We start from the raw sequence: 23,691 nt of genomic DNA, 5'->3' as shown, positions 1-23,691 counted from the left end.
CGAGTGATGCCACAGCATTCGCCGTCTGAACTGTTTCCGCGACGCCAAGAATCAGGCCAGCTCGCATCTGAGCCCTAGTTAAAAAAATGACAGTCGCTATGAAACCAATCGTTGCAAACGGATACCGATCGCATCTGTAACTATTTATCTGTCCTCTCCAATATTAAAGAAGGGAACGCCTAGTCTTATCCGGGGAGAAGGCAATGGGACAATATCGTTCAGAGCGGCTCGAGGGCCGTTCTCACGACACTTGCAGCTCATCGAGCAGGTTTCACGCCGCTATTTTTTTCTGTTGCGTGTCATTTTTCTCTGCGTTGCTCGGCACCAGCGCTTTTGCAGATGAAGACCCTGCACATCCGATCGACAATCCGCTCGGTCCATATCCACTCGTGCCAAATTGTTGTGGCAGTGAAGATGATGATCCGTTGTCCAGGGATGACGACGATGGATATGGCGATCCAACCGATGTTGCCGGCGGTGATCCGGTCGGCAGTGGTTCCGATTCCGGTGCATCCGCCTCTGGGCTCGGGTCCTATTCGGGAATTGGGAATGGAGCAGGCATTCAAACTCAGGGGGCCTATAACATCGGTCAGGGGGGGCTTCCTCAAATAGGTAGCTTAACTTCGCCGTTGTCGTCCGATGGAGGAACGATGGGGGTGATCGGTAGCGCCTCCAGCCCCGATACATGTCGTCCCGTCAATATCGCGAGCGGCACAAAGTTCCAAATAGAGCGAGACGTTTCGGTATCCGGGGCGGGCTCCGGATTTGAGTTGAACCGGATTTATAACAAGGCACAGACGCTTCCCGGGCTATTCGGCCCGAGATGGGGCTCGACGTTCGATAACCGGCTCGGCTTCCAGGGAACTAATGGCGTTGCTTGTACGATTGTGCCCGGCTTAGGCGCAGGCAGCTGCTCTGGCATCCCGTCCAGCAGCATGGCTTACGTCTGGGTCTATCGCGGAGACGGCGCACGCTACAGTTACGCATTCAATAGCGCGCAGAATCGCTGGTTGCCGATTAACGGGAGCTCGTCCGCATACGCGATATTTGACACCACACTGTCCCAGTGGATCTTCCACGATGAGGATGGGAGTGTGCTCACCTACAGCAATCAGGGGCGGCTACTGTCGAGAGTGGATCAATACGGAGTTGGCTGGACGCTCATTTACACTGAGCCTTACTTGCTTCAAACGGCGACGTCCACGACAGGAAAGGTTTTTCACTTTTACTGGACCAACTCGAAGGTCACGTCTGTTGTCGACCCTGCTGGTCAGACATACACATATGGGTACAACAGTAGTGGATATCTGTCAGGAGTCACGTACCCCGGCAGCCCATCGCACACGAGAACTTACCTATACGAAGTTTCAGGAAAGCCTTATCTCCTGACGGGCATCGTGATGGATGGAACCCGCTTCAGCCTATACGCCTACAACAGCGACGATACCGTTCTGCACAGCGGGGTCGGTTCTTCAGGAACATACGAAGAAAGCACGTTCTCCTACGCGACAAATCCTACCAGAACGACGGTAACCTCGGTATCGGGCGCAGTGAGCGTCTATACGTTCCAGTTGGTTAACGGACTGCAGAAACTAGCGAGTGTTAGCCAATCGGGGGTCACAGGGTGCCCTAATGCCGCTCAGTCAATTTCGTACGACGCTTATGGCAACCCGAGCAGCGCTCTCGATTGGAACGGTAATCAGACGCTGACGAGTTACGACAGCAATGGGCGGCTTCTATCGAAAACGACGGGTATAAACTCGAGCTTTCCAGGCGAAGAGCGGCTTACAACGTATAACTGGCTTGATGGGGCTCGACTGAACTGGGTCAAACATTACGGGGCAAACACGTCTCAGCCCATCGACGAAGTCGACTTCGCCTATATTCCCGACGGGACCGCCGGAGCGCGGCGTCTTCGTTCTGTGACCCATTACAACAGATCAGCCTACGGCGTTAGCGGTCAGGCGCAGACTACATCATATTCTTATTCGTTTTATTCAAACGGTACGATTTCGGCCGTGTCGATCGACGGACCTGTAGATGGGAATGGTGACATTACTACTTACCACTTCGACACAAGCGGTAATCTCACGTCAGTCGTCAACGCCCTGAGCCAGGTAGCTAGTTTCTCCAATTTCACCGGAAATGGATGGCCGCAGACTGTTACGGGCCCCAACGGCGACGTGACGAAATTCGCGTATGACTATTCGGGAGCCGTAACATCAAAGACGAGAGTAATAAATGGTGCGAACGTCACCACGGCATACGTCTATAACGGCCTCGGCCAACCGAAGACAATTAGCTATCCCGATGGACGAATCGTTACGAAAACCTATACGGAAAGCGGCTTTTTGGCGCAAGTCCAGGACAGCTCGGATATTACCGTGGCAGGTTCAGGTAACGAGACACTCACCACAACTGCTTACTTAGCGCGTGGCTACGACGTATTGAACAACCTGACTGGCATCTACAAAAGAACTCAAAATGTTCAAACGTGCTCGCACGGAGACGATGGCTGTACAGCCGGAACCACAACTTACACGATGTATAGTGATACGTATTCTCGCGATCAACTTGGTCGTGTGACGGCAGAGAACGGGTCAAAAAGTCAGATCTATAGTGCCTCTTACGACCCCAATGGAAATCAACTCACCAGCAAGGATGCGTTGAATAGGCAGCACACCTATTCATACAACGGAAACAATGAGCTTCTTTATGTTTCCGATCCCCTAAGCGGAATGACGACGTTCGGGTATGACTCAGCGGGCAACGCCAATCTGATCACCGATCCAAAAGGAAACTCCACCATCTATCACTATGATGGTCTCGGCAACTTGATAACGGTGCAAAGTCCCGACGCAGGGACGACAACTTACAGCTATGACAACGGTGGCCGACTGCAAACCATCACTAGGCCCGACAGCTCAACTCTAATGTATAGCTACGACGTTCTAAACAGGGTTACGCAAGTGTCAGGTCCCAGCGTTGGGATATCGTACTACTACGATACCTGTTCAAACGGGCTCGGCAGACTATGTAGTGTGGTCGACTCGACAGGATCGACGGCGTTCACCTATACCGCGTCCGGGCAATTGGATAATAAGACGAGCAGCATAAATAGTGTGTCATTCACGGTCGACTACAACTACGACGCCATCGACAGGCCATGGGAAATCGTCTATCCAGGCGGAAATAAAGTCGACTACACCTTTGGGTCAGAAGGAAAAGTTGTGGCCGTGGCAGCCGTTATAGGCGGTACCACCTACAACGTAGCCCATACCTCGTATATGCCGTTCGGGCCAATGGCAGCATTAACTTACGGTAATGGCGCGATACTCAATTTCACGTGGGATACGAGTTACAGGCTTACCAAGCAGTTTGCCACTGGATTGTTGAATTGGTCGTATGGATACGATTCGGCCGATCAAACCACCTCCTTTACAGATGCCCTGACTGCAGCGAACAGTGCGACGTACGCTTACGACGCGCTATCAGAACTGAAGACCGTCACATCCTCGGGAGGCAATCAGGCATACACCTACGATGCCACACAAAATCGCCAGACGAGCACCTGGGGCGGAGGTACAGACTCGCTTGTGGTCCCTGCGGGCAACAATAGACTCAATTCAATTACCGGTACCCGAGCTCGGTCCTACACATACGACCCATCGGGCAACGTGCAGACTATCGCCGGTTGGGGCGGCTCTTACACGATGACCCACAACAGTTTGGGCGACCTAATCTCGCTCGGGCTAGGCGGGACTACACAGTACTCCTACAGCGGGTTGGGTGATCGTGTGCGCAAGTCTGGGCCGAGCGGAAGCTTCGACTATGTGTATGGACAGAGCGGTGCTCTAATTGGCGAGACGGCGAACGGTGGTAGCACCCTGGCGTCACAGTACGTTTATCTGAATGGCACGCCGGTCGCCTTAATCAGAAATGGCAGTCTCTACTACGTCCATAACGATCAGGCTGGGAGGCCCACGCTCATTACAAACAGCGCTAAATCGGTTGTGTGGAAGAGCCAAGCCTTCGCCTTCTATTCCACCATAACCGCCGACAGCATCGGAGGGTTCAATCTCCGCTACCCGGGTCAGTATTACGATGCCGAGTCAGGCTTCGCCTATAACGGAGCGCGGTACTATGATCCTGCGACAGGTCGTTATCTGGAAAGCGACCCGCTGGGGATCGGCGGTGGTATAAACACTTACGCGTATGCTGGTGGGAATCCGCTCTCGTTCGTTGATCCGAATGGGCTCTACTACATTTACGATCAAGCAACAGGTGAGATAACTCACGTCGAGCCAGGTGGTCCTATTACAAGTTTGGGTAAAGGCTATGCCGGGCTCGGGATTGGTCTGAATAATCCTGCATTTCAGGGCGTTAGCAACATAGGCGTACTGCCTGTTGGCACTTACACAATCAGCCCTCAGCAACTGAACATTACTGGCGCCGGACACAAGCTGGCGGCTTCAATGAGGCTGGTTCCAGATAGATCTAATCAAATGTTTGGCCGAGGCGGCTTCCTGATGCATGGGGCAAAAAGGGGTGAGAAGACACAGAGCTCCTCGAACGGTTGCCCGATCTTGGCCAAGGACATACGGGACCAGATCGGCAATAGCGGCGACAACACATTATGGGTTCTCCCGTGACGCGCCCCTTGTTGGTGGCCATGTTATGGGCGTACGCATTTCTGGCCAACTCGGCTTTCGGTAGTGAAAAAGCTCCGGTTGAGGTAGCGGCGAAAGGAAAGACCGAAGTTACCGCCGATTTCGGGAAGAAGAAAATACGTGTAGCGATCACTGCACATGAAGTGCTGATCGGCGACCCGTCTGTGGCGAGACCAGCGATTGTGGAAACAAGCTGCACTTACAGCAGGTTTCCCTGTAGCGTTGTTAATCGAATTGAAATTAGCGTCAACACTGGTGCGGTTTTCGTCCCGCGATCGGTTTACGCGGATCTGGCAGATGTAAATTCGTTTGAGTTGAGCAGTGTCAAAACAGGATTCGCGCTGACGCTTCATGGTGGAGACGGCTCAGAAGCCTATCGCCTAGTAGTTGTATTCGATGGGACGGAAATAAAAAAGCGAACGCTGTATAGCGAACTAGATTCCGATAAGCCCATTCAAGAGACGACCTACTATTCGCAGCCCGCCGACTAGTAATAGATTTCTTAATCCAAGAATGGCGATTGCCTGCGCTGCAGATCGTCATCGGCATGCCTGAGCGCTGCCGCGAACCGTGGCGATGGGCTTGGGCTGTAGCACTCCGGCTTGATTGTTAGCTTGCTGGTTCAACTGCTGCTGGCGCGACGGGCCCAACAGCGTTTGATGATCCTCTCTGGTCATATGGTCAGAGTCAGTTTCGAACCAAAAGGGTGGTGATCGTGTAGGCAGCAATACTGAAGAGGCTCTAGCCGGCGCCGCCACATTTTTCTGACGCCGCAGCTAAGACGGCAAATAGCAGTTGTCGCGGACTGTAAAATTAGGCTGCACCTAGGTGCAGTAAGGCAGGCCTCAGATATTTCGGTGCCCGACTCGACGTCCCCCCGCGTTGAGTAGTCGTTTCTTTTAGAGTCCGGGGTTGATGGTAGCCGTCTGTTTGATCAATGTCTTTGCGTAGGCGGCGGGCGTCAGCCCGCCGAGTCCTTTCTTCGGTCTTTCTTCGTTGTATTCGCGTCGCCAAGCTTCGATGACGACTCGGGCGTGACCAAGGCTGGTGAACCAGTGCTCGTTCAAGCATTCGTCCCGCAGGCGGCCGTTGAAGCTTTCGATGTAGGCGTTCTGGTTCGGCTTGCCGGGCTCGATCAGTCGCAGGATCACACCGCGTTCGTGTGCCCAGGTCAGCATCGCTTTGCCGGTGAATTCGTAATCTTCCCCGTCAAGGCGACAGTTCGAAACTAGAGTTTCTGGCGGCTTGAGCGTACTCGATCGGCGTCATATCGCCGAGCGAGTCATGGGGTCTTTGTTCGTTGTATTCGAGCATCCACCAGTAGACGGCCTCACGGACATCGTCGAGGCGGACAAAGAGATGCTGGTCGAGCAGTTCGTTGCGCATCGTGCGGTTGAAGCGCTCGATATAGGCGTTCTGGTTGGGCTTGCCAGGCTGGATGTACTGGATCGCCATACCCGCTGCCTTGGCCCACTGCGTAAAGGCGTCGCCAAGAAATTCAGGGCCATTGTCAGTACGAAGGACCTGCGGCAAGCCGCGCTCCTTGCGTAGCCGCTCGAAAACCCGGACCAAACGCTCCGAGGTGATCGAAGTATCGACCTCCACCTGCAGCAATTCACGATTGAAATCGTCGACGACGTTGAAGAGCCGGAAGCGGCGACCGCAGATCAGCGTATCGCTCATGAAATCCGCCGACCAGACGCTGTCGGGCAGCCGTGGGACGTACAGCGGCACCCGCTCACGCTGGGGCAGTCGACGCTTTGCAGCACGGCGTAGGTTGAGTTTCATGAGCTTGTATACCCGGTAAATCCGCTTGTGATTCCACGGCCGGCCCTGACGCCGCAGCTGCTTGCGACACATCCAGAAACCACGGCTTGGACGACCTTCCACCAGCGCCGCCAAAGCCGCGATGACTTCGGCATCACGCACCGTCCAATGATCGGGCTCGCGGTAGAACGCCGATCGGGATAACCCAACGCAGCTGCAGGCGCGAGCGATGGGCACTTCATGCGTGTGCACCAAGTAACCGGCCGCTTCTCGCTTGGCGTCCGGCCCTACAGTTTTTTTGCGATCAGATCCTTCATCGCGTGATTCTCAAGCGCCAGGTCCGCGTACATGCGCTTGAGCTGCGACAGCTCCGCTTCCAGCTCCTTGGTCCGCTTCAGATCCGATGCCTGCATGCCGCCGTACTTCGACTTCCAGCTGTAGTAGGTCGGCTCGCTGATGCCCGCCTTGCGACAGATGTCCTTCACGGCCATGCCGGCGTCCGCCTGCTTCAGAATCGTGACGATCTGGGTTTCGGTAAAACGTGACTTCTTCATTCCTGCCTCCTGGCGTTACGATGCCAGAAAGCTCTCGTTATGAGTTGTCGCCTTGACGGGGAAGATTACGCCGCTGCGCCAATGCGAGGATGCTTTCGCGCAGCTCGACATTGCGATCCGGCGCCGGCTGGTAGCGCAGCGCGCTGGCGCTCATGCCGATCATTCGCAGCGCCCGACGCTCGGTCAGGCCGCTCGCCTGCATCGCCCGCACCAGCACGCGTTTGGCTGGTGCGGTTACCACTTTTTTCGCAACGCTTCCCGCGTCACCTCGATCTCCAGCATCGACTCGGCCAGCAGCTTCTTCAGCCGATTATTTTCCGTCTCCAACTCCCGGAGGCGCTTGGCGTCCGACGCCGTCATGCCGCCGAACTTGCTCTTCCACACGTAGTAGCTGGGCTCTGAAAAGCCGTGCCGCCGGCACAGCTCCTTCACCGGCAGGCCCGCTTCGGCCTCCTTCAGAAACCCAATGATCTGCTCTTCGGTAAATCGCTTCTTCACGTCCAATCTCCTGCTCATGGATTGGACTCTAGAAGGCAACGCTACTCAAGGGCGGGGGGACGTCGGGAGATAGATGCCGTCTCTATAGCAATACCGCGATAAATACAGGTTGCGGCGGTGTCAGGGTTAAGTTCGGAGAGCAGGACATCACCACCGCTTTGCGATTTACCACTGTTAGGGTTCGGGGCGAAGGTCAATTGCAGGCCGTTGCCGCTAAATGATAAATATCAGACAGCCACTAAGATTGCGGCATATTAGAGAAAAGCAACGTGCAAAATCTGCAGGTTGCTAGGGTAGTAGCCCCTTGGCAGCTGCCTTGAGACGTCGCGCAATTTCCTCACGTCGCGGCGCAACATATCGGCGAAGCATTCGAATGTCTTGATGGCCGGTCATATCCGCGAGCATCAATAGATCGCCGTCAAGAATTGTTGCAAGCCGCGTGGCACCGACATGGCGAAGATCATGAAACCTGAAGTCTTCAAGCTCAGCCCGCCGCAGCGCTCTCTTGAATTGCTGCGTAAGCGCATTGGCAGTAATCCCACCGAAAACATGAGGGCTCTTGCCGATCGGTCGAGGAAGTCCCTTAAGAATCTCCTGGACTCGTGGAGAAGCGGGAATGGTTCTGGTTTCCGGAGCCTTGCTTCGCTGTGTTTTTTTGTTCTTCAAAGTCACGCAGTCAGAGTTCTCACCCACGTCCTCCCACCGCAGCGCGAGGATTTCATTTCTGCGTGCTGCAGTCTCCATCGCGAATTCGACTATCGGCCACAGCCATGGCGAGCGGGACGCCTTAAGGGTCGCATATGCGCCGTCGCTGGCGCCTTCTCCAATAACGCACGCTTGACGCAGTCGCGACGCCTCATCAGCAGTAAGGGTCCGATTGCGGCCGGGAGGTAGCGCGAGAATGTTGCTGCGCCGATGATCCAGCTTCGGCCGACCGCGAGGGAGAGCAATGCCATGCTCGTGTTCAACATGAGCGAGGGCGCGGTTGAGAAGTCCCAAATCGTGTTTGACGGTCTGAGGAGAGACCGTGCGAACAAGGTCCACCGTCCCGCCGCCCTTGATGCCCGAGCCCCGCCGAACATGATCCGTCAAGCGGGCATCACGGTAACGAGCCAGATCGATCGTCGTCAGCGACGACAACGCGATGTCGCCGAGACGTTTCTTCAAGCTGTCAGCCTTAGGTGGTTCAAACGCGCCGGATTTCAAGTGAGGGACGACTTCCGCCAGATAGATATCGAGCGCCCGAGCGACCGTCATCTGATTGGCGGCGGTGGGGTCGTTCCATCCACCCGTATCCAGTTCGCCTTCGATTTTTCGAGCCCACTTTTCGGCGGCGGACTTCGTCGGAAATGTTTTGTACTGACGGGGGGCTCCTCGACGATCGACAGTCGCATCGTATTTAACGGTGCGGCGCCCGTCCTTTCCGACCTGCTCCCGTTTCCGTATGGAAGCCATCAGTTATTCCCTCCCACGTATGGAGCACGTATGGAAGAGTCTACGCCGATGTTGGGGGAGTATTCTGGTCCCGAAAAACCCTTTAAAATCAGCGAGATATTTGGTCGGGGCGACAGGATTCGAACCTGCGACCTCTTGCTCCCGAAGCAAGCGCTCTACCAAGCTGAGCTACGCCCCGAATGATCCTTCTCAGCTTGCCCGTGTGAGGGCGAAACCGGCCAGATCGTGCAGCGTTTTTTTGTATGGCGAATCGGGAAGAACGCCTAACGCTGCGGTCGCCGAGAGCGAGTAGGTCTCAGCGAGGGCGCGAGTGTACGGGATGGCGTCGGTCGCATCAACGGCTTTCAGCACCTCGTCGAGTTGCGGCAGCCCGCCGCCGCTCAGCGCGGCGCGGATCAGTGCCGCCTGCTCGGGTGTGCCGGCGCGCATCGCGTGGATCAGCGGCAGAGTCGGCTTGCCTTCGGCGAGGTCGTTGCCGACCGCCTTGCCGCTGACCTCGGGGTCGGCGGTGTAGTCGAGCACGTCGTCGATCAGCTGGAAGGCCATGCCCAGGTCGTGGCCGTAGCGGGCCATCGCCTGCTCCTGCGCCGGCGTGGCGCCGGCCAGGATCGCGCCGCCCTGGGCCGCGGCACGGAACAGTACCGCGGTCTTCAGCTCGATCACGCGCAGGTAGCGGCGCTCGTCGACGTCGGGGTCGCCGGCGTTGAGCAACTGCAGCACTTCGCCTTCGGCGATCGCATTGGTGGTGTCGGCCATCAGCTGCATGACCGGCATGCGGCCGACGTCGACCATCATCTGGAAGCTGCGCGAATACAGGAAGTCGCCGGACAGCACCGCGGCCTCGTTGCCCCATTGCACGTTGGCGGTGCGGCGGCCGCGACGCAGGTCGCTGTGGTCGACGACGTCATCGTGCAGCAGGGTCGAGGTGTGGATGAATTCCATCACCGCCGCCAGCAGCCGGGGCTCTTCGACGCTCGGCGCGTTCAGCGCGCGGGCCGCCAGCATCACCAGCGCCGGCCGCAGGCGCTTGCCGCCGGCTGCGACGATATAGCCACCAATTTCGTTGATCAGCGCGACTTCCGAGGACAGCCGGGCGCGGATGATCTGGTCCATGCCGAGCATGTCGTCGGCGATGGGGGCGAGCAGAGTTTTGAGGTCCATAGGCGGGCCGGAAATAGGCCGAGGATGCTAGGGGGGCGAAGACGAGGGGTCAAACCGACTCCGTTCGTCCAGTAGAGCGTCTTGCGGCCCACCTATAATAAGAGACCGTCGTGCAGGCCATGACCGTTGCGCGCGGCTTTTTTGCAATCCGCGACGCGTGCCGCCGCCGCCGGTCGGTCCTGTGACAAAACCACTACCGAAAACATTGACGAGGCCGGCCTCGATCTCTAGAATCCCGCCTCCCTAATGGCCGGCCCCGCGCTCGCCATCGTTCGGACCCGTCTTTTGGAGCAGCCGATGTACGCCGTGATCAAGACCGGAGGCAAGCAGTACCGCGTTGCCGACGGCGAATACCTGAAAATCGAAACCCTGGTTGCCGACGTCGGCGCGACCGTGTCCTTTGACCAAGTCCTGCTGGTTGGCGAGGGCGAGAGCGTGAAAGTCGGCGCTCCGCTGGTTGTCGGTGGTGTGGTCACGGCCGAAGTGCTGCGCCACGGCCGCGGCGACAAGATCCGTATCATCAAGCACCGCCGTCGCAAGCACTATCACAAGGAACAGGGCCATCGCCAGAACTTCACGGAAGTGAAGATCACCGGCATCAGCGCCTAAGGTCGGAGCAGAAAAATGGCACATAAGAAGGCAGGCGGCAGTACCCGTAACGGCCGCGATTCACAGAGCAAGCGTCTCGGCGTGAAGCTGTTTGGCGGCCAGGCCGTCATCGCCGGCAACATCATCATCCGTCAGCGCGGCACCCAGTATCACCCGGGCACCGGCGTCGGCATCGGCAAGGATCACACGCTGTTCGCCAAGACCGACGGCACCGTCGCGTTCGCGACGCGTGGTCCGAAGAGCCGCACCTACGTGGACATCATCGCGGCTTGATGTTCCTGTAGTACCAGAAAAGCCCCGTTCTTACGGGGCTTTTTTGTGCATGAAGTACCTTGAGGTTGTAGCGCAATGAAATTCGTCGACGAATCCCAGATCGAAGTCATCGCCGGTGACGGCGGCGGCGGCTGTGTCAGCTTCCGCAGAGAGCGTGCGATTCCGTTCGGCGGCCCCGATGGCGGCGATGGGGGCGACGGGGGCAGCGTGTTCGCGATCGCCGATGCGAATCTCAATTCGCTGGCCGATTTCCGCTTCAACCGCGTGTTCCGCGCGCAGCGCGGCGAGAACGGCCAGACCTCGGAAATGACCGGCCACGGCGGCGACGATCTGGAGATCCCGATGCCGCTCGGCACGCTGATCTACGACATCGAAACCGAGGAGCTGATCGGCGAGCTGACCCATGTCGGCAGCCGTATCAAGATCGCGCAGGGCGGTTTCCACGGCCTGGGCAATCGCCGCTTCAAATCCAGCACCAATCGTGCGCCGCGCCGCTCGACGCCGGGTTCGCCGGGCGAGCGCCGCGACCTGCGCCTGGAGCTGTCGCTGATGGCCGACGTCGGCCTGCTCGGCATGCCCAACGCCGGCAAGTCCACGCTGCTGTCATCGGTGTCGGCGGCGCGTCCGAAGATCGCGGACTATCCGTTCACGACGCTGTATCCGCAGCCCGGCGTGGTGTCGGTGGGGCAGAGCAAGTCCTTTGTCATGGTCGACGTGCCGGGCCTGATCGAGGGCGCGGCCGAAGGCGCCGGCCTGGGCATCCGCTTCCTCAAGCATCTGCAGCGCACGCGTCTGCTGCTGCACATGGTCGACGTGCTGCCGCCGGACGAGAGCGACATCGCCGAGAACGTGCGCGTGATCGGCAACGAGCTGGTGAGCTTCAGCGAGCAGCTGGCGGATCGCGAGCAGTGGCTGGTGTTCAACAAGATCGACCTGCTGCCGGAAGAAGACCGGCAAGCGCTGATCGACCGCACGCTCGCGTCGCTGAACTGGGCCGGTCGCTGGTTCGCGATCTCCGCCGTCACGCGCCAGGGCTGCGACGTGCTGTGCCGCGAGGCGATGATCTGGGTCGAGGCGCAGGCGCCGCGCACCGAGGATCAGCTCGACCAGCCGGCGACAGGTGACGTGCCGGCGGACGATGCAAACAACCCAACGGACGACGATCAGCAGGGCTGAGTCTTCAACATGGAACGCGACAAGCTGACCCGCGCCAAGCGCTGGGTGATCAAGATCGGCAGCTCGCTGGTGACCGCCAAAGGTCAGGGCCTGGATCGCGCCGCGATCATGGACTGGTGCGCGCAGATCGCCGCGCTGCGCGCCGAAGGCCGGCAGATCGTGCTGGTGTCTTCCGGTGCCGTGGCCGAGGGCATGGCGCGTCTGGGTCTGAAGAAGCGTCCGTCTGACATTCACGAGCTGCAGGCCGCCGCCGCCGTCGGCCAGATGGGCCTGGTGCGTGCCTGGGAGCTGGGCTTCGAGGAGCACGGCATCCTCGCCGCGCAGATCCTGCTGACCCATGAGGACGTCGCCGATCGCGGCCGTTATCTCAATGCGCGCGGCACGCTGAATACCTTGCTCGAGCTGGGCGTGGTGCCGGTGGTCAACGAGAACGACACCGTCGCCACCGACGAAATCCGCCTCGGCGACAACGACACCCTGGGCGCGATGACCGCCAACCTGATCGAGGCCGACCTGCTGGTGATCCTGACCGATCAGGACGGCCTGTTCGACTCCGATCCGCGCAGCAATCCCGATGCGAAGCTGGTGTCGGAAGCCTCGCTGGCGGATACGCATCTGGCGCTGATGGCCGGCGACAGCAAGGGCGTGCTCGGCCGCGGCGGCATGCGCACCAAGCTGTCGGCCGCGCACATCGCCGCGCGTTCCGGCGCGGCAACGGTGATCGCCCACGGCCGCGCGCCCGAGGCGCTGCTGCAGATCGGTCGGGGCCAGAGCATCGGCAGCCTGCTCAAGCCCGCGCAGGGCGTCATGGCGGCGCGCAAGCGCTGGATCGCCGGCCAGCTTCAGGTGCGCGGCCAGCTGCATCTGGACGAGGGCGCCGCGCAGATGCTGCGCGGGCAGGGCAAGAGCCTGCTGCCGGTCGGCGTGCGCCAGACCAGCGGCAGCTTCGAGCGTGGCGACCTGGTCGCCTGCGTCGATCCCAGTGGCGTCGAGATCGCGCGCGGCCTGAGCAACTACAGCAGTGCCGAGGCGCAACGCATTCTCGGCGCGCGTCGCGATGATCTGGCCCAGCGGCTCGGCTATGTCGGCGAGGCGGAGATGATCCACCGCGACAATCTGGTGCTGGTGGGTTGAGGAGCTGCGTCCCGTGTAGGAGCGGGCTTGCCCGCGACCTTCGAGTTCGCAGTCGCGGGCAAGCCCGCTCCTACAAGTGGAGGTTTTTGCAGCGCCCAAACGAAAGCGCGGGCCTTTCGGCCCGCGTTTCAGTACATCGACAACAACAACCGCTTCAGATCAGGCCATGGCCTTGATGTGAGCGATCAGGCGGCTCTTGTGACGAGCGGCCTTGTTGGTGTGGATCATGCCGCGGTTGGCGTAGCGGTCGAGGACCGGCACCATTTCCTTGTAAGCGGCTTCGGCGGCAGCCTTGTCCTTGGATTCGACGGCCTTGACCACCTTCTTGACGTAGGTGCGGATCATCGAGCGCTGGCTGGCATTGCGGGCGCGGTTAACTTCGGACTGACGTGCGCGCTTGCGGGCACTAGCGGTGTTGGCCAAGAGACAGACTCCTAAAACTGCAAAAAATGAGGCGACAAAACGAAGGGGCGCTAGTATTGTGATCGACCCCCGAGTTGTCAATCTCCGGCGAGCATCGCAGCCGGGTATTTTTGCTTCCCGAATGTCCCGATCGCTGCTCAAATCCACCAGTGTCGTCAGCGGCCTGACCCTCGCATCGCGCGTGCTGGGCCTGGTTCGCGAGATCACCCTGGCGCGGGCTTTCGGCGCCGGCCCGCTGCTCGACGCCTTCTTCATCGCGCTGATGCTGCCCAACCTGGGCCGGCGCATTTTCGCCGAAGGCGCGTTCAGCCAGGCCTTCGTGCCGGTCTTCACCGAAACCCGCACGCAGCAGGGCCACGACCAGGTCCGCGACCTGACCGCGGTGGTCATGGGCACGCTCGGCGCGATTTTAACCCTGGTCACGGTGATCGGCTGCCTGTGCGCGCCGCTGATGGTCTGGGCCTTCGCTCCGGGATTCCGTGCCGACCCGGACCAGGCCGCGCTCGGCGCCGCGCTGCTGCGCTGGACCTTCCCCTACCTGATGTTCATTTCGCTGACCTCGATGGCCGGCAGCATCCTCAACAGCTACGGCCAGTTCGCGGTGCCGGCGGCGGCGCCGGTGATCCTCAACGTCTGCATCATCGCCTCGGCCTGGATTTCGGCCGATTCGGTGATGGTGCTGGCCTACGCGGTGTTCCTGGCCGGCGTGCTGCAGCTGGTGTCGCAACTGCCGTCGCTGATGAAGCTGCGGCTGCTGCCGCGGCCGCGCTTCGCGCTGCGCGATCCGCGCGTGCTGCGCATCGGCAAGCTGATGCTGCCGGTGGTGATCGGCTCGTCGGTGGCCCAGGTCAGCCTGCTGCTGAACACCAGCCTGGCGACCCTGATCGCCGACGGCGCGGTCAGCTGGCTGAATTTCGGCAGCCGGCTGATGGAATTCCCGACCGGTATTTTCGCGATCGCGGTCGGCACGGTGATCCTGCCGTCGCTGTCGTCGCGCCATACCGAGCGCTCGCCGGAGCAGTTCTCCAGCACGCTGGACTGGGGCCTGCGCACGATGCTGTTGCTCGGCCTGCCGTCGGCGGTCGGCCTGATCGTGCTCGGTGGCCCGCTGACCGCGGCGATCTTCGGCCACGGCCAGTTCAGCGACCACGACATCCGCATGACCACCTGGGTGGTCTGGGCCTATGGTTTCGGCTTCATGGGCTTCGCGCTGGTCAAGGTGCTGGTGCCGGGCTTTTACGCGCGCCAGGAAACCCGGCTGCCGGTGCGCTTCGCGACCATCGGCCTGGCTGCCGGCATGGCGCTGAGCCTGGTCAGCTTCTTCGCCACGCGGCAGCTGAAGATCGAGGGCGCGCACGTCGGCCTGGCGCTGTCGACGTCGCTGACTGCCTGGGTCAACTCGATCCTGCTGTACCGCCGCTTGCGCAGCGACGGCATCTACAGGCCGTCGCCGGGCTGGGGCCGCTTCGGCCTGCGGCTGCTGGTCGCCAATGGCCTGATGACCGCCGTCGCGCTGTATGGCGCCGGCAATCTGGCGGACTGGATCGCGCTGGACGCGCTGAATCGCGCGCTGCGCCTGGCCGTGGTCATCGCCGCCTGCGGTGCGGTGTACTTCCTCAGCCTGTGGGCGCTGGGCCTGCGTCCGCGGCACCTGCTGATGGGGCGGCGCGGCGGGGCGGCATAGGGCCGGTATAATTCCGCCCTGTTCCCCGGTCACGGCACGACAAAGTCCCTCGCATGGAGCTGATACGCGGTCTGCAGAACCTGCGCGAGCGCCATCGCGGCTGCGTGCTGACCATCGGCAACTTCGATGGCATGCACCGCGGCCACCGCGAGCTGGTCGAGCGCACGCTGGGCATCGCCAGCCGCCTCGGCCTGCCGGCGGCGGCGCTGACCTTCGAGCCGTCGCCGCGCGAATATTTCAGCCCCGACCAGGCGCCGCCGCGGGTGCAGACCTTCCGCACCAAGGTCGCGTCGCTGGCCGCCAGCGGCCTGCAGCGCACCGTGATCGCCCGCTTTTCGCGCGCGGTGGCGACGATGAGCGCCGACGAATTCGTCGACGACCTGCTGGTGAAGACGCTCGGCGTCGCCGGCCTGGTCGTCGGCCATGACTTCCGCTACGGCGCCAAACGCGCCGGCAACGAGCTGACGCTGCGCGCCGCCGCCGCGCGCCATGGCTTCGAGCTGGCGGTGGTCGACAAGGTCTGTATCGAGGGCGAGCGTTGCAGCTCGACCTCGCTAAGAGAGGCGCTTGCGGTGCCGGATCTGGCGCGCGCCGCACGGCTGCTGGGCCGGCCGTACACCGTGCTCGGCCGCGTGCGGCGCGGCCTGCAGCTGGGCCGCAAGCTCGGCATGCCGACCGCGAACATCGACCTGTTCCGGCCGCTGGCGCTGCGCCAGGGCGTGTACGCTGTGCGCTGCCGCGTCGACGGCGGCAAGGTCTGGGACGGCGTCGCCAGCCTCGGCATCCGTCCGACGCTGGGCCTGAGCCGCTGCCTGCTCGAAGCCCATCTGTTCGGCGAGCCGGGCGATCTCTACGGCCGCGAACTCGAGGTGGAGTTCTGCGCCTGGTTGCGGCCGGAACTCAAGTTCAACTCGCTGGACGAGCTGTCCGCGCGCATGCAGCAGGACGCAGACGACGCGCGGCGGATTCTTGAGCGATGATCCTTCTCCCTCCGGGAGAAGGTGCCCCGAAGGGGCGGATGAGGGCCTCCTAGTTCGCGCGAACGTAAAGTCCCTCACCCCAATCCCCTCTCCCGGAGGGAGAGGGGATTTCACCCATGCAGCACCGACTGAAGTAGAGACGTGAACGACGCCAGCTCCAACAACGCCAGCACAGGCGACTACAAGACCACGGTCAACCTGCCGCAGACCGCGTTCCCGATGCAGGCCAACCTCGCCAAGCGCGAGCCCGAGTGGCTGGCCGCCTGGCAGGCCGAGGATCTGTATGCGCGGGTGATGGACGCGACCGCCGGCGCGACGCCGTATTACTTCGTCGATGGCCCGCCGTATGCCAATGGCGACATCCACATCGGCCACGCGGTCAACAAGGTGCTGAAGGACATCGTCGTCAAGAGCGCGCGTCTCAACGGCCATCACGCGCCGTTCGTGCCGGGCTGGGACTGCCACGGCCTGCCGATCGAACTGCAGGTGGAGAAGAAATTCGGCAAGGTCGGCGACAAGCTCGACGCCGCCGCTTTTCGCGCGCAATGCCGCCAATACGCGCTGGAACAGGTCGATCGGCAGCGTGTCGACTTCCAGCGTCTCGGCATTCTCGCCGACTGGCACAAGCCGTATCTGACAATGCAGCCGGCGTACGAGGCCGAGCAGTTGCGCGTGCTCGCGCGCATCTGCGACAACGGCCACGTGGTGCGCGGCTTCAAGCCGGTGCACTGGTGCCTGGACTGCGGCAGCTCGCTGGCCGAGGCCGAAGTCGAATATCAGGACAAGCAGTCGACGACGGTCGATGTCGCGTTCGCCGCGGCGGATTCCGCCGATGTGGCGAAGCGCTTCGGTGTTGAAGGCACGACACCGATCGCGTTCGTGATCTGGACGACGACGCCGTGGTCCTTGCCAGGCAACCAGGCGATCAGCGTGCATCCGGATCTGGATTACGTGCTCGCCGACTTCTCCGTCGATGGCCTCGAGTCGCGCCGTCTGTTGGTCGCGCAGGGTCTGCTCGAAGCCTGCGCCAAGCGCTGGAACGCAGAGCAGCCGCGCGTACTCGCAACGCTCAAGGGCGAGGCCCTGGTCGGCGTCGTCGCGACGCATCCGTTCGCGGATCGTGCCAGCCCCTTGATCGCCAGCGCCGACGTCACCCTCGACGCCGGTACCGGCCTGGTTCACGCCGCGCCGGCGCACGGCATGGAAGACTTCGTCGCCTGCCGCGCGGTCGGCATCGAAGTGCTGAATCCGGTCGCCGCCAACGGCGCCTACAAGCAGGACACGCCGGTGGTCGGCGGCATCCATCTGCGCAAGGCCGAGGCGCCGATTCTCGACGCGCTGCGCGCCGCGAATGCGCTGATTCACTCGGCGCCGATCACGCACAGCTATCCGCATTGCTGGCGCCACAAGACACCGCTGATCACGCTGGCGACGCCGCAGTGGTTCGTCGCGATGGACAAGGCCGGCCTGCGTACCGCCGCGCTCGAAGCGATCGATGCGACGCGCTGGATTCCGTCCTGGGGCCGCGAGCGCATCCGCGGCATGGTCGCGGAGCGGCCCGACTGGTGCATCTCGCGGCAGCGCACCTGGGGCGTGCCGCTCGCGCTGTTCGTGCACAAGCAGACGCAGGACCCGCATCCGCGCAGCGGCGATTTGCTGCGCGCGGTCGCCGACAAGGTCGAGGCCGGCGGCCTCGAAGCCTGGTTCGGTTCCAGCGTTTCCGACTGGCTGCCCGAGAACGAAGCCGGCGATTACACCAAGTGTCCGGACACGCTCGATGTCTGGTTCGACAGCGGCAGCGCGCACCAGTGCAGCTTCGTCTCGACCAATCCGGCGGTGCTCGACGAGAACGGCCTGGCGCCGCTCGCCGACATGTACCTGGAAGGCTCGGACCAGCATCGCGGCTGGTTCCACAGCTCGCTGCTGACCTGCGTCGCGATGCGCCAGCGCTCGCCATATAAGGCGGTGCTGACGCACGGCTTCACCGTCGACGAGCAGGGCCGCAAGATGAGCAAGTCGCTCGGCAATGTCGTCGCGCCGCAGCAGGTGACCAAGACACTTGGCGCCGACGTGCTGCGGCTGTGGGTCAGCGCCAGCGATTACAGCGGCGAAATCGCGATCAGCGACAACCTGCTCAAGCGCATGGCCGATGCGTATCGCCGCATTCGCAACACCGCGCGCTATCTGCTGGGCAACCTCGACGGCTTCGATCCGGCAGCCGACGCGGTGCCGGTCGCGCAGATGCTGCTGATCGATCGCTGGGCGGTGGCGCAGGCGGCCGCGCTGCAGGCGGAAATCAAGCAGGCCTATGCCGACGCGCAGTTCCATCTGGTCTACCAGAAACTGCACAACTACTGCGTCACCGATCTCGGTGGCCTGTATCTCGACGTGCTGAAGGATCGTCTCTACACCAGCGCACCGAAGAGCCTCGCGCGGCGTAGCGCGCAGACCGCGCTGCTGCATATCGCCGAGGCGATGGTGCGCTGGATCGCGCCGGTGCTGTCGTTCACCGCCGACGAAATCTGGCAGCTGCTGCCGGGCGATCGCAGTGCCAGCATCTTCGCGCAGCGCTGGTACGAGCTGCCGAAAATCCATCTCGCCGACGACGGTGTCGACTGGCCGCTGCTGGTGGCGACACGCGAGGCGGTGAAGAAGACGCTGGAAGAACTGCGCGCCGCCGGTACCATCGGTTCGGGCTTGAACGCGCAAGTGTCGATCTACGCCGATACCGATCTGGCCAGCGCGCTCGGCTCGCCCGGCGACGAGTTGCGCTTCTGGTTCATCACCTCCGGTGCAAAGCTCGCACCGCTGAGCGGCAAACCTGCCGAGGCCGGCGAGCACGAACTCAGCAGCGGCGAAAAGATCTGGATTCATGCGTCCGCGTCGCAGCATGAAAAATGCGAACGCTGCTGGCATCAGGTCGCCGACGTCGGCGCCAACGCCGCGCATCCGGGCCTGTGCGGCCGCTGCGAGGCCAATGTCTATGGCGGCGGCGAAAGCCGTCGCGTGATCTAGGCGGCACCCTCAATGCAAAGTAATAACTGCCCTCCGTTCATCCCGAGTAGCCTGGTGAAACCAGGCATATCGAGGGACCGATCGCCGTCGATGCGTCCCTCGATACGCCCCCTTCGTGGGCTACTCGGGATGAACGGAGTTTTGGTGGCAACGTCCTTGTTTTCCCAGCTCCCCGTCTAGAGCCAGCCTATGCCGACATTCCGCAACGTGCACTGGCTGTGGCTGACCGCGCTGACGATGCTGCTCGACCAGATCAGCAAGCAGCTGGTGGTGAAGAACTTGGCCTGGGCCGATATCGTGCCGCTGATGCCGCATCTGAACCTGACGCATCTGCACAACACCGGCGCCGCGTTCTCGATGTTCAGCGGCTCGTCGCCGATCGTGTTCGTCGTGATCGGCGTCGTCGTCAGCGTCGGCATCCTGGTGTGGATGCGGCGCAATCCGCATGGCCAGGTGCTGGTGGCGATCGCACTGTCGCTGATCATGGGCGGCGCGCTCGGCAACGTGATCGACCGCGTGACCCGCGGCCATGTCGTCGATTTCATCGATTTCTACTGGGGCACCTGGCATTTCGCCGCGTTCAACGTTGCCGACTCGGCGATCAGCCTCGGCGCCGGATTCATGGTGCTGGACGTGATCCTCGAAGCCTTCCGCAAGAAACCCGCGGCCTCATCCGGAGCCTGAAGACCATGGATATCCTGCTCGCTAACCCGCGTGGTTTCTGTGCCGGCGTCGATCGCGCGATCGAGATCGTCGAGCGCGCGCTGGAGCTGCTCGGCGCGCCGATCTACGTGCGCCACGAAGTCGTGCACAACCGCTTCGTCGTCGAAGGCCTGCGCGAGAAAGGCGCGGTGTTCGTCGACGAGGTCGACCAGGTGCCCGAAGGCGCGGTGTGCATTTTCTCGGCGCACGGCGTGTCGCAGCAGGTGCGCGACGAGGCCGCCAAGCGCGCGCTGACGGTGTTCGACGCGACCTGCCCGCTGGTGACCAAGGTACACATCGAGGTCAAGAGCTATTCGCGCGAAGGCCGCGAGGTGGTGCTGATCGGCCACGCCGGGCATCCGGAAGTCGAAGGCACGATGGGCCAGTTCGACGCCAGCTTCGGCGGCCATATCCACCTGGTGGAAACCCCGGACGACGTGCTCAAGCTGGTCATCGAAAAGCCCGAGCACATGGCCTATGTCACGCAGACCACGCTGTCGATGGACGACACCGCTCGCGTCATCGACGCGCTGCGCGTGCGCTTCCCGATGATCAACGGGCCGCGCAAGGACGACATCTGCTATGCGACGCAGAACCGCCAGGATTCGGTCAAGGAACTCGCGGCGCAGTGCGACGTGCTGCTGGTAGTGGGGTCGCGCAACAGCTCCAACTCGAATCGCCTGCGCGAACTGGCCGAAAGCCGCGGCACGCCGGCCTATCTGATCGACGGGCCGGCCGACATCCAGCCGCTGTGGCTGGACGGCAAGCAGCGCGTCGGCGTCACCGCCGGTGCCAGCGCGCCGGAGGTGCTGGTGGAGCAGGTGGTGTCGCGCCTGAAGGAACTCGGCGGCACGACGGCGGCGGCACGCGAACTACCGGGCCGGGCCGAGCACATCGTGTTTTCCTTGCCGCCGGCATTGCGCCGCGCGACCGCACCGCGCAACGCCAACGCGCCGCTGCGCGCGGAATAAGCCGGCGCCATATGGAGAACGCACCGGCTTCCAGAGGCATCAAGTCGAGCATATCGACGTCGTGCATCTTGCTGTCGCTGAAGGGAGCGAAACGGCGCCGACTGGAAGACCGGTAAGCCCAGGCGGTTTTGCCGAGAAAGCCTCGCTGGCCTCAGAAGCGAACGCCCAGCTCTATACCTACGGTCAAGGGCGCGCTCCAGGTGTTGCCGATGCCGATGCTGTTGAACAGCACCTGCGTGCGGTAGCGTTCGTCAGTGAGGTTGTCGCCGAACAGCGCAACCGTGTAGCGATCGCTCGCATCGACCCACTGCGCGCGCAGGCCGAGCACGGTGTAGGCGTCCTGATTGAACTGCTCGGACGGGTCGAAGTAGAACTTGGAGGCGTAGTACAGGTTGCCGGATAGCGTGAGCACGCCGCCTTGCAGGCTGCTGACGTGGCTGGCGCCGAGCGTTGCGGTGAAATCCGGTGAGCGCTGCATATGGTAGCCGCTGGCGTCCGACGTCACCTGGGTCAATGCACCATTGTTCTCGGGGGCGCCGCAGTAGCTGGGGACCTCGGAGTTGGCAGTGGGATTGGCGTTGGGATCAGGATCGCAATAGGAATAAAACGGCGCGTTCTTGAACGAGTCATAGCGCGCGTGCGTCCAGGTGGCGCCCAGGTTCATGCTGAAGGCATCCGTGAACTTGTAGCGCACCGCACCGTCGAGGCCGTAGATGGTGGACTCCGCCGCGTTACGCACCTGCGCCGCGCCCGACTGGTAGCTCGACACCTGCAGGTTCCGGTAGTCATAGTGGAACGCGGCCATGTCCGCCGCCAGGCGTCGGTCTTCGTACTTGTAACCCACTTCGAAGGCATCGATTTCCTCGGGCTTCACCGGCACTTGCGACGCGCCGCCCACGTTGAGAATGCCGGCCTTGTAACCCTGCGTGTACGAGGCGTACACGCTGGAGGCGTCGCTGGGTTTGTAACGCAGCACCACGCGCGGCGTGAAGCGTTCGTTGTCGAGATCGTTCACCGCGATGCGCGTACCGTAGGCGGCCGGTGTCGGTACGCCGCTGGCATTTTCGTAGGCTCCCGTCGAAATGAAGTAGGCGTCGGAAACCTTGTCGATGCTATAGCGCCCGCCCACGGTCACGAACCACTGCTTCGTGATTTCGTAGGTGGCGTCGGCGAAGGCCGCATAAGAGGTGGTGAGCGTGCCCGAACTGCCGGCCTCGGCGAACGGCGAGCCCTGGATGGAGCCAAGGAAATCGAACAGGTCGCGATACCGGAAGTAGTTGAGGCCGCCGGTCCATTGCAGGCGCGAACCCGGCTTAGAGTTGAGCAGCAGCTCCTGCGACACCGTCTTGTCGTCGATGCCCAGGCGCATGTCGAAGATCGGCACGGCGGACGAATCGAGGTCTTGAAGGTTCAGCGACTCGTCCTTGCGATACTGCGTGTACGAGGTGAGATCGGCGAAGCCGAGATCGGCCTTGAGCGTGGCCTGGAAGATGTTGGACTCGTTGGTGAAGACGTTCTGAAACGGCGTCGCCACCTTGTCCGGATCGGAGACATAGAGCGAGGCCGGTAGGTTGAAATTAATCAGCGCCCTGCCAGTGGTGTCGTTGGTGCCGTAGGCACTCGTGGGCAGCTTGCTCAGAAAGCCGGAGTTGCCGTCCTCGTCCACGTAGGCATTGGTCATCAGCGACGTCGGATCGTCGGTCTTGCCGTGCGTGTAACGCAACAGCAGCGACACCGAGTCCGACAGCTCGGCCTTGAAGCCCACGCGTATGGAGGAATTCTCATAAGCCGCAGCTTCGTCATTGCCGGTAGCAACGTTATCGATGAAGCCATCGCCGCGGCTGTATACACCCTCGATATCCACGGCCATGTTGTCGCCCAGGCCGGTGGTTCCGTAGGCCTGCAACTTGGTGGCGTCGAAGCTGCCATAACTGGCCTTCAATTCCACGCCCGTCTCGGCGCTCGGTTCCGCGGTGGTCACCAGGATGGCGCCGCCGGTGGTGTTGCGGCCGAACAAGGTGCCCTGCGGACCCTTGAGCACCTGGATGTTCTTCAGCTTGGTGAGCTGGAAATTCGACACTTCCGCATTGGCGGAAAAGAAACCGTCGATGTAAATGCCGACGTTGGGCCCACCGCCTGATGTCAGCACCGCGGTACCGACGCCGCGCACCGTGGGCTGGAAGAACGAGCCCGTGGCATCGAAGCGCAAACCCGGCGTGAGATTGCCGATGTCGCTCAACTGCTCGACACCGCTCTGCTCCAGCATCTCGCCCGACAGCGAGGTGATGGAGATGGGAACGTCGTGCGCCGCCTCGGCGCGGCGCTGCGCGGTGACCACCACTTCCTCCACCGCCGCCGCGTCCGCGGGCGCGGCCTCGTCGGCAACCTGCGCCAGCACCGCAACCGGCACGCTGGTTGCCACCAGCAAGGCCGAACCGACGGCAACAATAAGTTGACGGCTCATGAATTCTCCTCAGCATGTCGTTATAAATCCTTGCTGAAAACAAGGATGGGCCTTCTTGAGAGGCCGCTACCGTTTAGGTATGCAGTGCAGATGCTACGGGATCGGGTGCAAGGATGGAGTCGGATTCGCCAGATCAAAATCGGCGCGAGTGAATG

General features: G+C 61.7%; 16 protein-coding genes, 1 tRNA gene and 2 pseudogenes. 11 read left to right on the top strand and 8 right to left on the bottom strand.

Annotation, left to right across the window (positions count from 1 at the left end):
• Positions 1–296 precede the first annotated feature (296 nt).
• Together ACQZF9_RS16730 and ACQZF9_RS16725 are read left to right on the top strand one after the other, a co-directional pair.
• Positions 297–4,652, top strand: coding sequence for an RHS repeat-associated core domain-containing protein (locus tag ACQZF9_RS16730; protein WP_428310094.1), 4,356 nt, complete (start codon positions 297–299; stop codon positions 4,650–4,652).
• Positions 4,649–5,161, top strand: coding sequence for a hypothetical protein (locus tag ACQZF9_RS16725; RefSeq protein ID WP_428310093.1), 513 nt, complete (start codon positions 4,649–4,651; stop codon positions 5,159–5,161). Before ACQZF9_RS16730 ends, ACQZF9_RS16725 begins: the two co-directional genes overlap by 4 nt.
• A 408-nt stretch (positions 5,162–5,569) precedes the next feature.
• Here ACQZF9_RS16725 and ACQZF9_RS16720 read toward each other — a convergent pair.
• The 6 genes and pseudogenes from ACQZF9_RS16720 to ACQZF9_RS16695 form a co-directional block, all read right to left on the bottom strand.
• Positions 5,570–5,866, bottom strand: a pseudogene (locus tag ACQZF9_RS16720) (integrase core domain-containing protein); the annotation flags it as partial.
• Between the two features lie 13 nt (positions 5,867–5,879).
• A protein-coding gene (locus tag ACQZF9_RS16715) for an IS3 family transposase (RefSeq protein ID WP_428309892.1) occupies positions 5,880–6,991 on the bottom strand; the annotation gives its coding sequence in 2 pieces (ribosomal slippage) (positions 5,880–6,739 and positions 6,739–6,991; 1,113 coding nt in all).
• Between the two features lie 70 nt (positions 6,992–7,061).
• Positions 7,062–7,507 (bottom strand): annotated as a pseudogene (locus ACQZF9_RS16710) (transposase); the annotation flags it as partial.
• Between the two features lie 270 nt (positions 7,508–7,777).
• Positions 7,778–8,944, bottom strand: a complete 1,167-nt coding sequence (locus ACQZF9_RS16705; protein ID WP_428310092.1) for a tyrosine-type recombinase/integrase — start codon at positions 8,942–8,944, stop codon at positions 7,778–7,780.
• A gap of 101 nt (positions 8,945–9,045) precedes the next feature.
• Positions 9,046–9,122: transfer RNA gene (locus tag ACQZF9_RS16700), tRNA-Pro, on the bottom strand.
• An 11-nt stretch (positions 9,123–9,133) separates the two neighbouring features.
• The gene (locus ACQZF9_RS16695; protein ID WP_428310091.1) at positions 9,134–10,105 is read right to left on the bottom strand and encodes a polyprenyl synthetase family protein; all 972 of its coding nucleotides are present in this window, start codon (positions 10,103–10,105) and stop codon (positions 9,134–9,136) included.
• A gap of 297 nt (positions 10,106–10,402) precedes the next feature.
• Between ACQZF9_RS16695 and rplU the strand changes: the two genes are divergently transcribed.
• From rplU to proB, 4 genes are all read left to right on the top strand, one after another.
• Positions 10,403–10,714, top strand: coding sequence for a 50S ribosomal protein L21 (rplU, locus tag ACQZF9_RS16690; RefSeq protein ID WP_428310090.1), 312 nt, complete (start codon positions 10,403–10,405; stop codon positions 10,712–10,714).
• A 15-nt stretch (positions 10,715–10,729) separates the two neighbouring features.
• Positions 10,730–10,987, top strand: coding sequence for a 50S ribosomal protein L27 (gene rpmA, locus ACQZF9_RS16685; protein ID WP_428310089.1), 258 nt, complete (start codon positions 10,730–10,732; stop codon positions 10,985–10,987).
• Positions 10,988–11,062: 75 nt separating this feature from the next.
• Entirely contained in the window at positions 11,063–12,163 is a 1,101-nt protein-coding gene (gene cgtA / locus ACQZF9_RS16680; protein WP_428310088.1) for an Obg family GTPase CgtA, read from the top strand.
• 9 nt (positions 12,164–12,172) lie between these two features.
• Positions 12,173–13,297 carry a glutamate 5-kinase gene (gene proB / locus ACQZF9_RS16675; RefSeq protein WP_428310087.1) on the top strand — a complete coding sequence of 375 codons (1,125 nt, stop codon included), beginning with the start codon at positions 12,173–12,175 and terminating at the stop codon, positions 13,295–13,297.
• A 159-nt stretch (positions 13,298–13,456) separates the two neighbouring features.
• On the opposite strand, the gene rpsT is transcribed toward proB, so the two are convergent.
• Positions 13,457–13,720 (bottom strand): 30S ribosomal protein S20, encoded by a 264-nt coding sequence (gene rpsT / locus ACQZF9_RS16670; RefSeq protein ID WP_428310086.1) that lies wholly within the window; start codon positions 13,718–13,720, stop codon positions 13,457–13,459.
• Positions 13,721–13,841: 121 nt separating this feature from the next.
• On the opposite strand from rpsT, the gene murJ reads away from it, so the two are divergent.
• From murJ to ispH, 5 genes are all read left to right on the top strand, one after another.
• Positions 13,842–15,404, top strand: a complete 1,563-nt coding sequence (gene murJ / locus ACQZF9_RS16665) for a murein biosynthesis integral membrane protein MurJ (RefSeq protein ID WP_428310085.1) — start codon at positions 13,842–13,844, stop codon at positions 15,402–15,404.
• Between the two features lie 53 nt (positions 15,405–15,457).
• Entirely contained in the window at positions 15,458–16,384 is a 927-nt protein-coding gene (locus ACQZF9_RS16660; RefSeq protein WP_428310084.1) for a bifunctional riboflavin kinase/FAD synthetase, read from the top strand.
• 219 nt (positions 16,385–16,603) lie between these two features.
• Positions 16,604–19,399 (top strand): isoleucine--tRNA ligase, encoded by a 2,796-nt coding sequence (ileS, locus tag ACQZF9_RS16655; RefSeq protein WP_428313448.1) that lies wholly within the window; start codon positions 16,604–16,606, stop codon positions 19,397–19,399.
• Positions 19,400–19,588: 189 nt separating this feature from the next.
• Positions 19,589–20,083: a signal peptidase II gene (lspA, locus tag ACQZF9_RS16650; RefSeq protein ID WP_428310083.1), complete on the top strand. Its 495-nt coding sequence runs from the start codon at positions 19,589–19,591 to the stop codon at positions 20,081–20,083.
• A 5-nt stretch (positions 20,084–20,088) separates the two neighbouring features.
• Positions 20,089–21,072 carry a 4-hydroxy-3-methylbut-2-enyl diphosphate reductase gene (gene ispH, locus ACQZF9_RS16645; RefSeq protein WP_428310082.1) on the top strand — a complete coding sequence of 328 codons (984 nt, stop codon included), beginning with the start codon at positions 20,089–20,091 and terminating at the stop codon, positions 21,070–21,072.
• A 151-nt stretch (positions 21,073–21,223) separates the two neighbouring features.
• On the opposite strand, the gene ACQZF9_RS16640 is transcribed toward ispH, so the two are convergent.
• A complete protein-coding gene (locus ACQZF9_RS16640; protein ID WP_428310081.1) occupies positions 21,224–23,536 on the bottom strand; it encodes a TonB-dependent receptor in 2,313 nt (770 codons plus the stop codon).
• Between the last annotated feature and the right edge of the window lie 155 nt (positions 23,537–23,691).

It is taken from the genome of Hydrocarboniphaga sp. (assembly GCF_965279055.1).
In the GTDB taxonomy this organism is placed as follows: domain Bacteria; phylum Pseudomonadota; class Gammaproteobacteria; order Nevskiales; family Nevskiaceae; genus Hydrocarboniphaga.
The sequence above is the reverse complement of the archived record's forward strand: the minus strand, read 5'-3'. Positions and strand labels throughout refer to the sequence as shown.

Excerpts from the sequence above, each read along its gene's own strand:
- rpmA (WP_428310089.1), top strand. The coding sequence starts at position 10,730 with ATGGCACATAAGAAGGCAGGCGGCAGTACCCGTAACGGCCGCGATTCA.
- ispH (WP_428310082.1), top strand. The coding sequence starts at position 20,089 with ATGGATATCCTGCTCGCTAACCCGCGTGGTTTCTGTGCCGGCGTCGAT.
- ACQZF9_RS16705 (WP_428310092.1), bottom strand. The coding sequence starts at position 8,944 with ATGGCTTCCATACGGAAACGGGAGCAGGTCGGAAAGGACGGGCGCCGC.
- proB (WP_428310087.1), top strand. The coding sequence starts at position 12,173 with ATGGAACGCGACAAGCTGACCCGCGCCAAGCGCTGGGTGATCAAGATC.
- ACQZF9_RS16640 (WP_428310081.1), bottom strand. The coding sequence starts at position 23,536 with ATGAGCCGTCAACTTATTGTTGCCGTCGGTTCGGCCTTGCTGGTGGCA.
- murJ (WP_428310085.1), top strand. The coding sequence starts at position 13,842 with ATGTCCCGATCGCTGCTCAAATCCACCAGTGTCGTCAGCGGCCTGACC.
- lspA (WP_428310083.1), top strand. The coding sequence starts at position 19,589 with ATGCCGACATTCCGCAACGTGCACTGGCTGTGGCTGACCGCGCTGACG.
- ACQZF9_RS16695 (WP_428310091.1), bottom strand. The coding sequence starts at position 10,105 with ATGGACCTCAAAACTCTGCTCGCCCCCATCGCCGACGACATGCTCGGC.
- ileS (WP_428313448.1), top strand. The coding sequence starts at position 16,604 with ATGCAGGCCAACCTCGCCAAGCGCGAGCCCGAGTGGCTGGCCGCCTGG.
- rplU (WP_428310090.1), top strand. The coding sequence starts at position 10,403 with ATGTACGCCGTGATCAAGACCGGAGGCAAGCAGTACCGCGTTGCCGAC.
- ACQZF9_RS16660 (WP_428310084.1), top strand. The coding sequence starts at position 15,458 with ATGGAGCTGATACGCGGTCTGCAGAACCTGCGCGAGCGCCATCGCGGC.
- cgtA (WP_428310088.1), top strand. The coding sequence starts at position 11,063 with ATGAAATTCGTCGACGAATCCCAGATCGAAGTCATCGCCGGTGACGGC.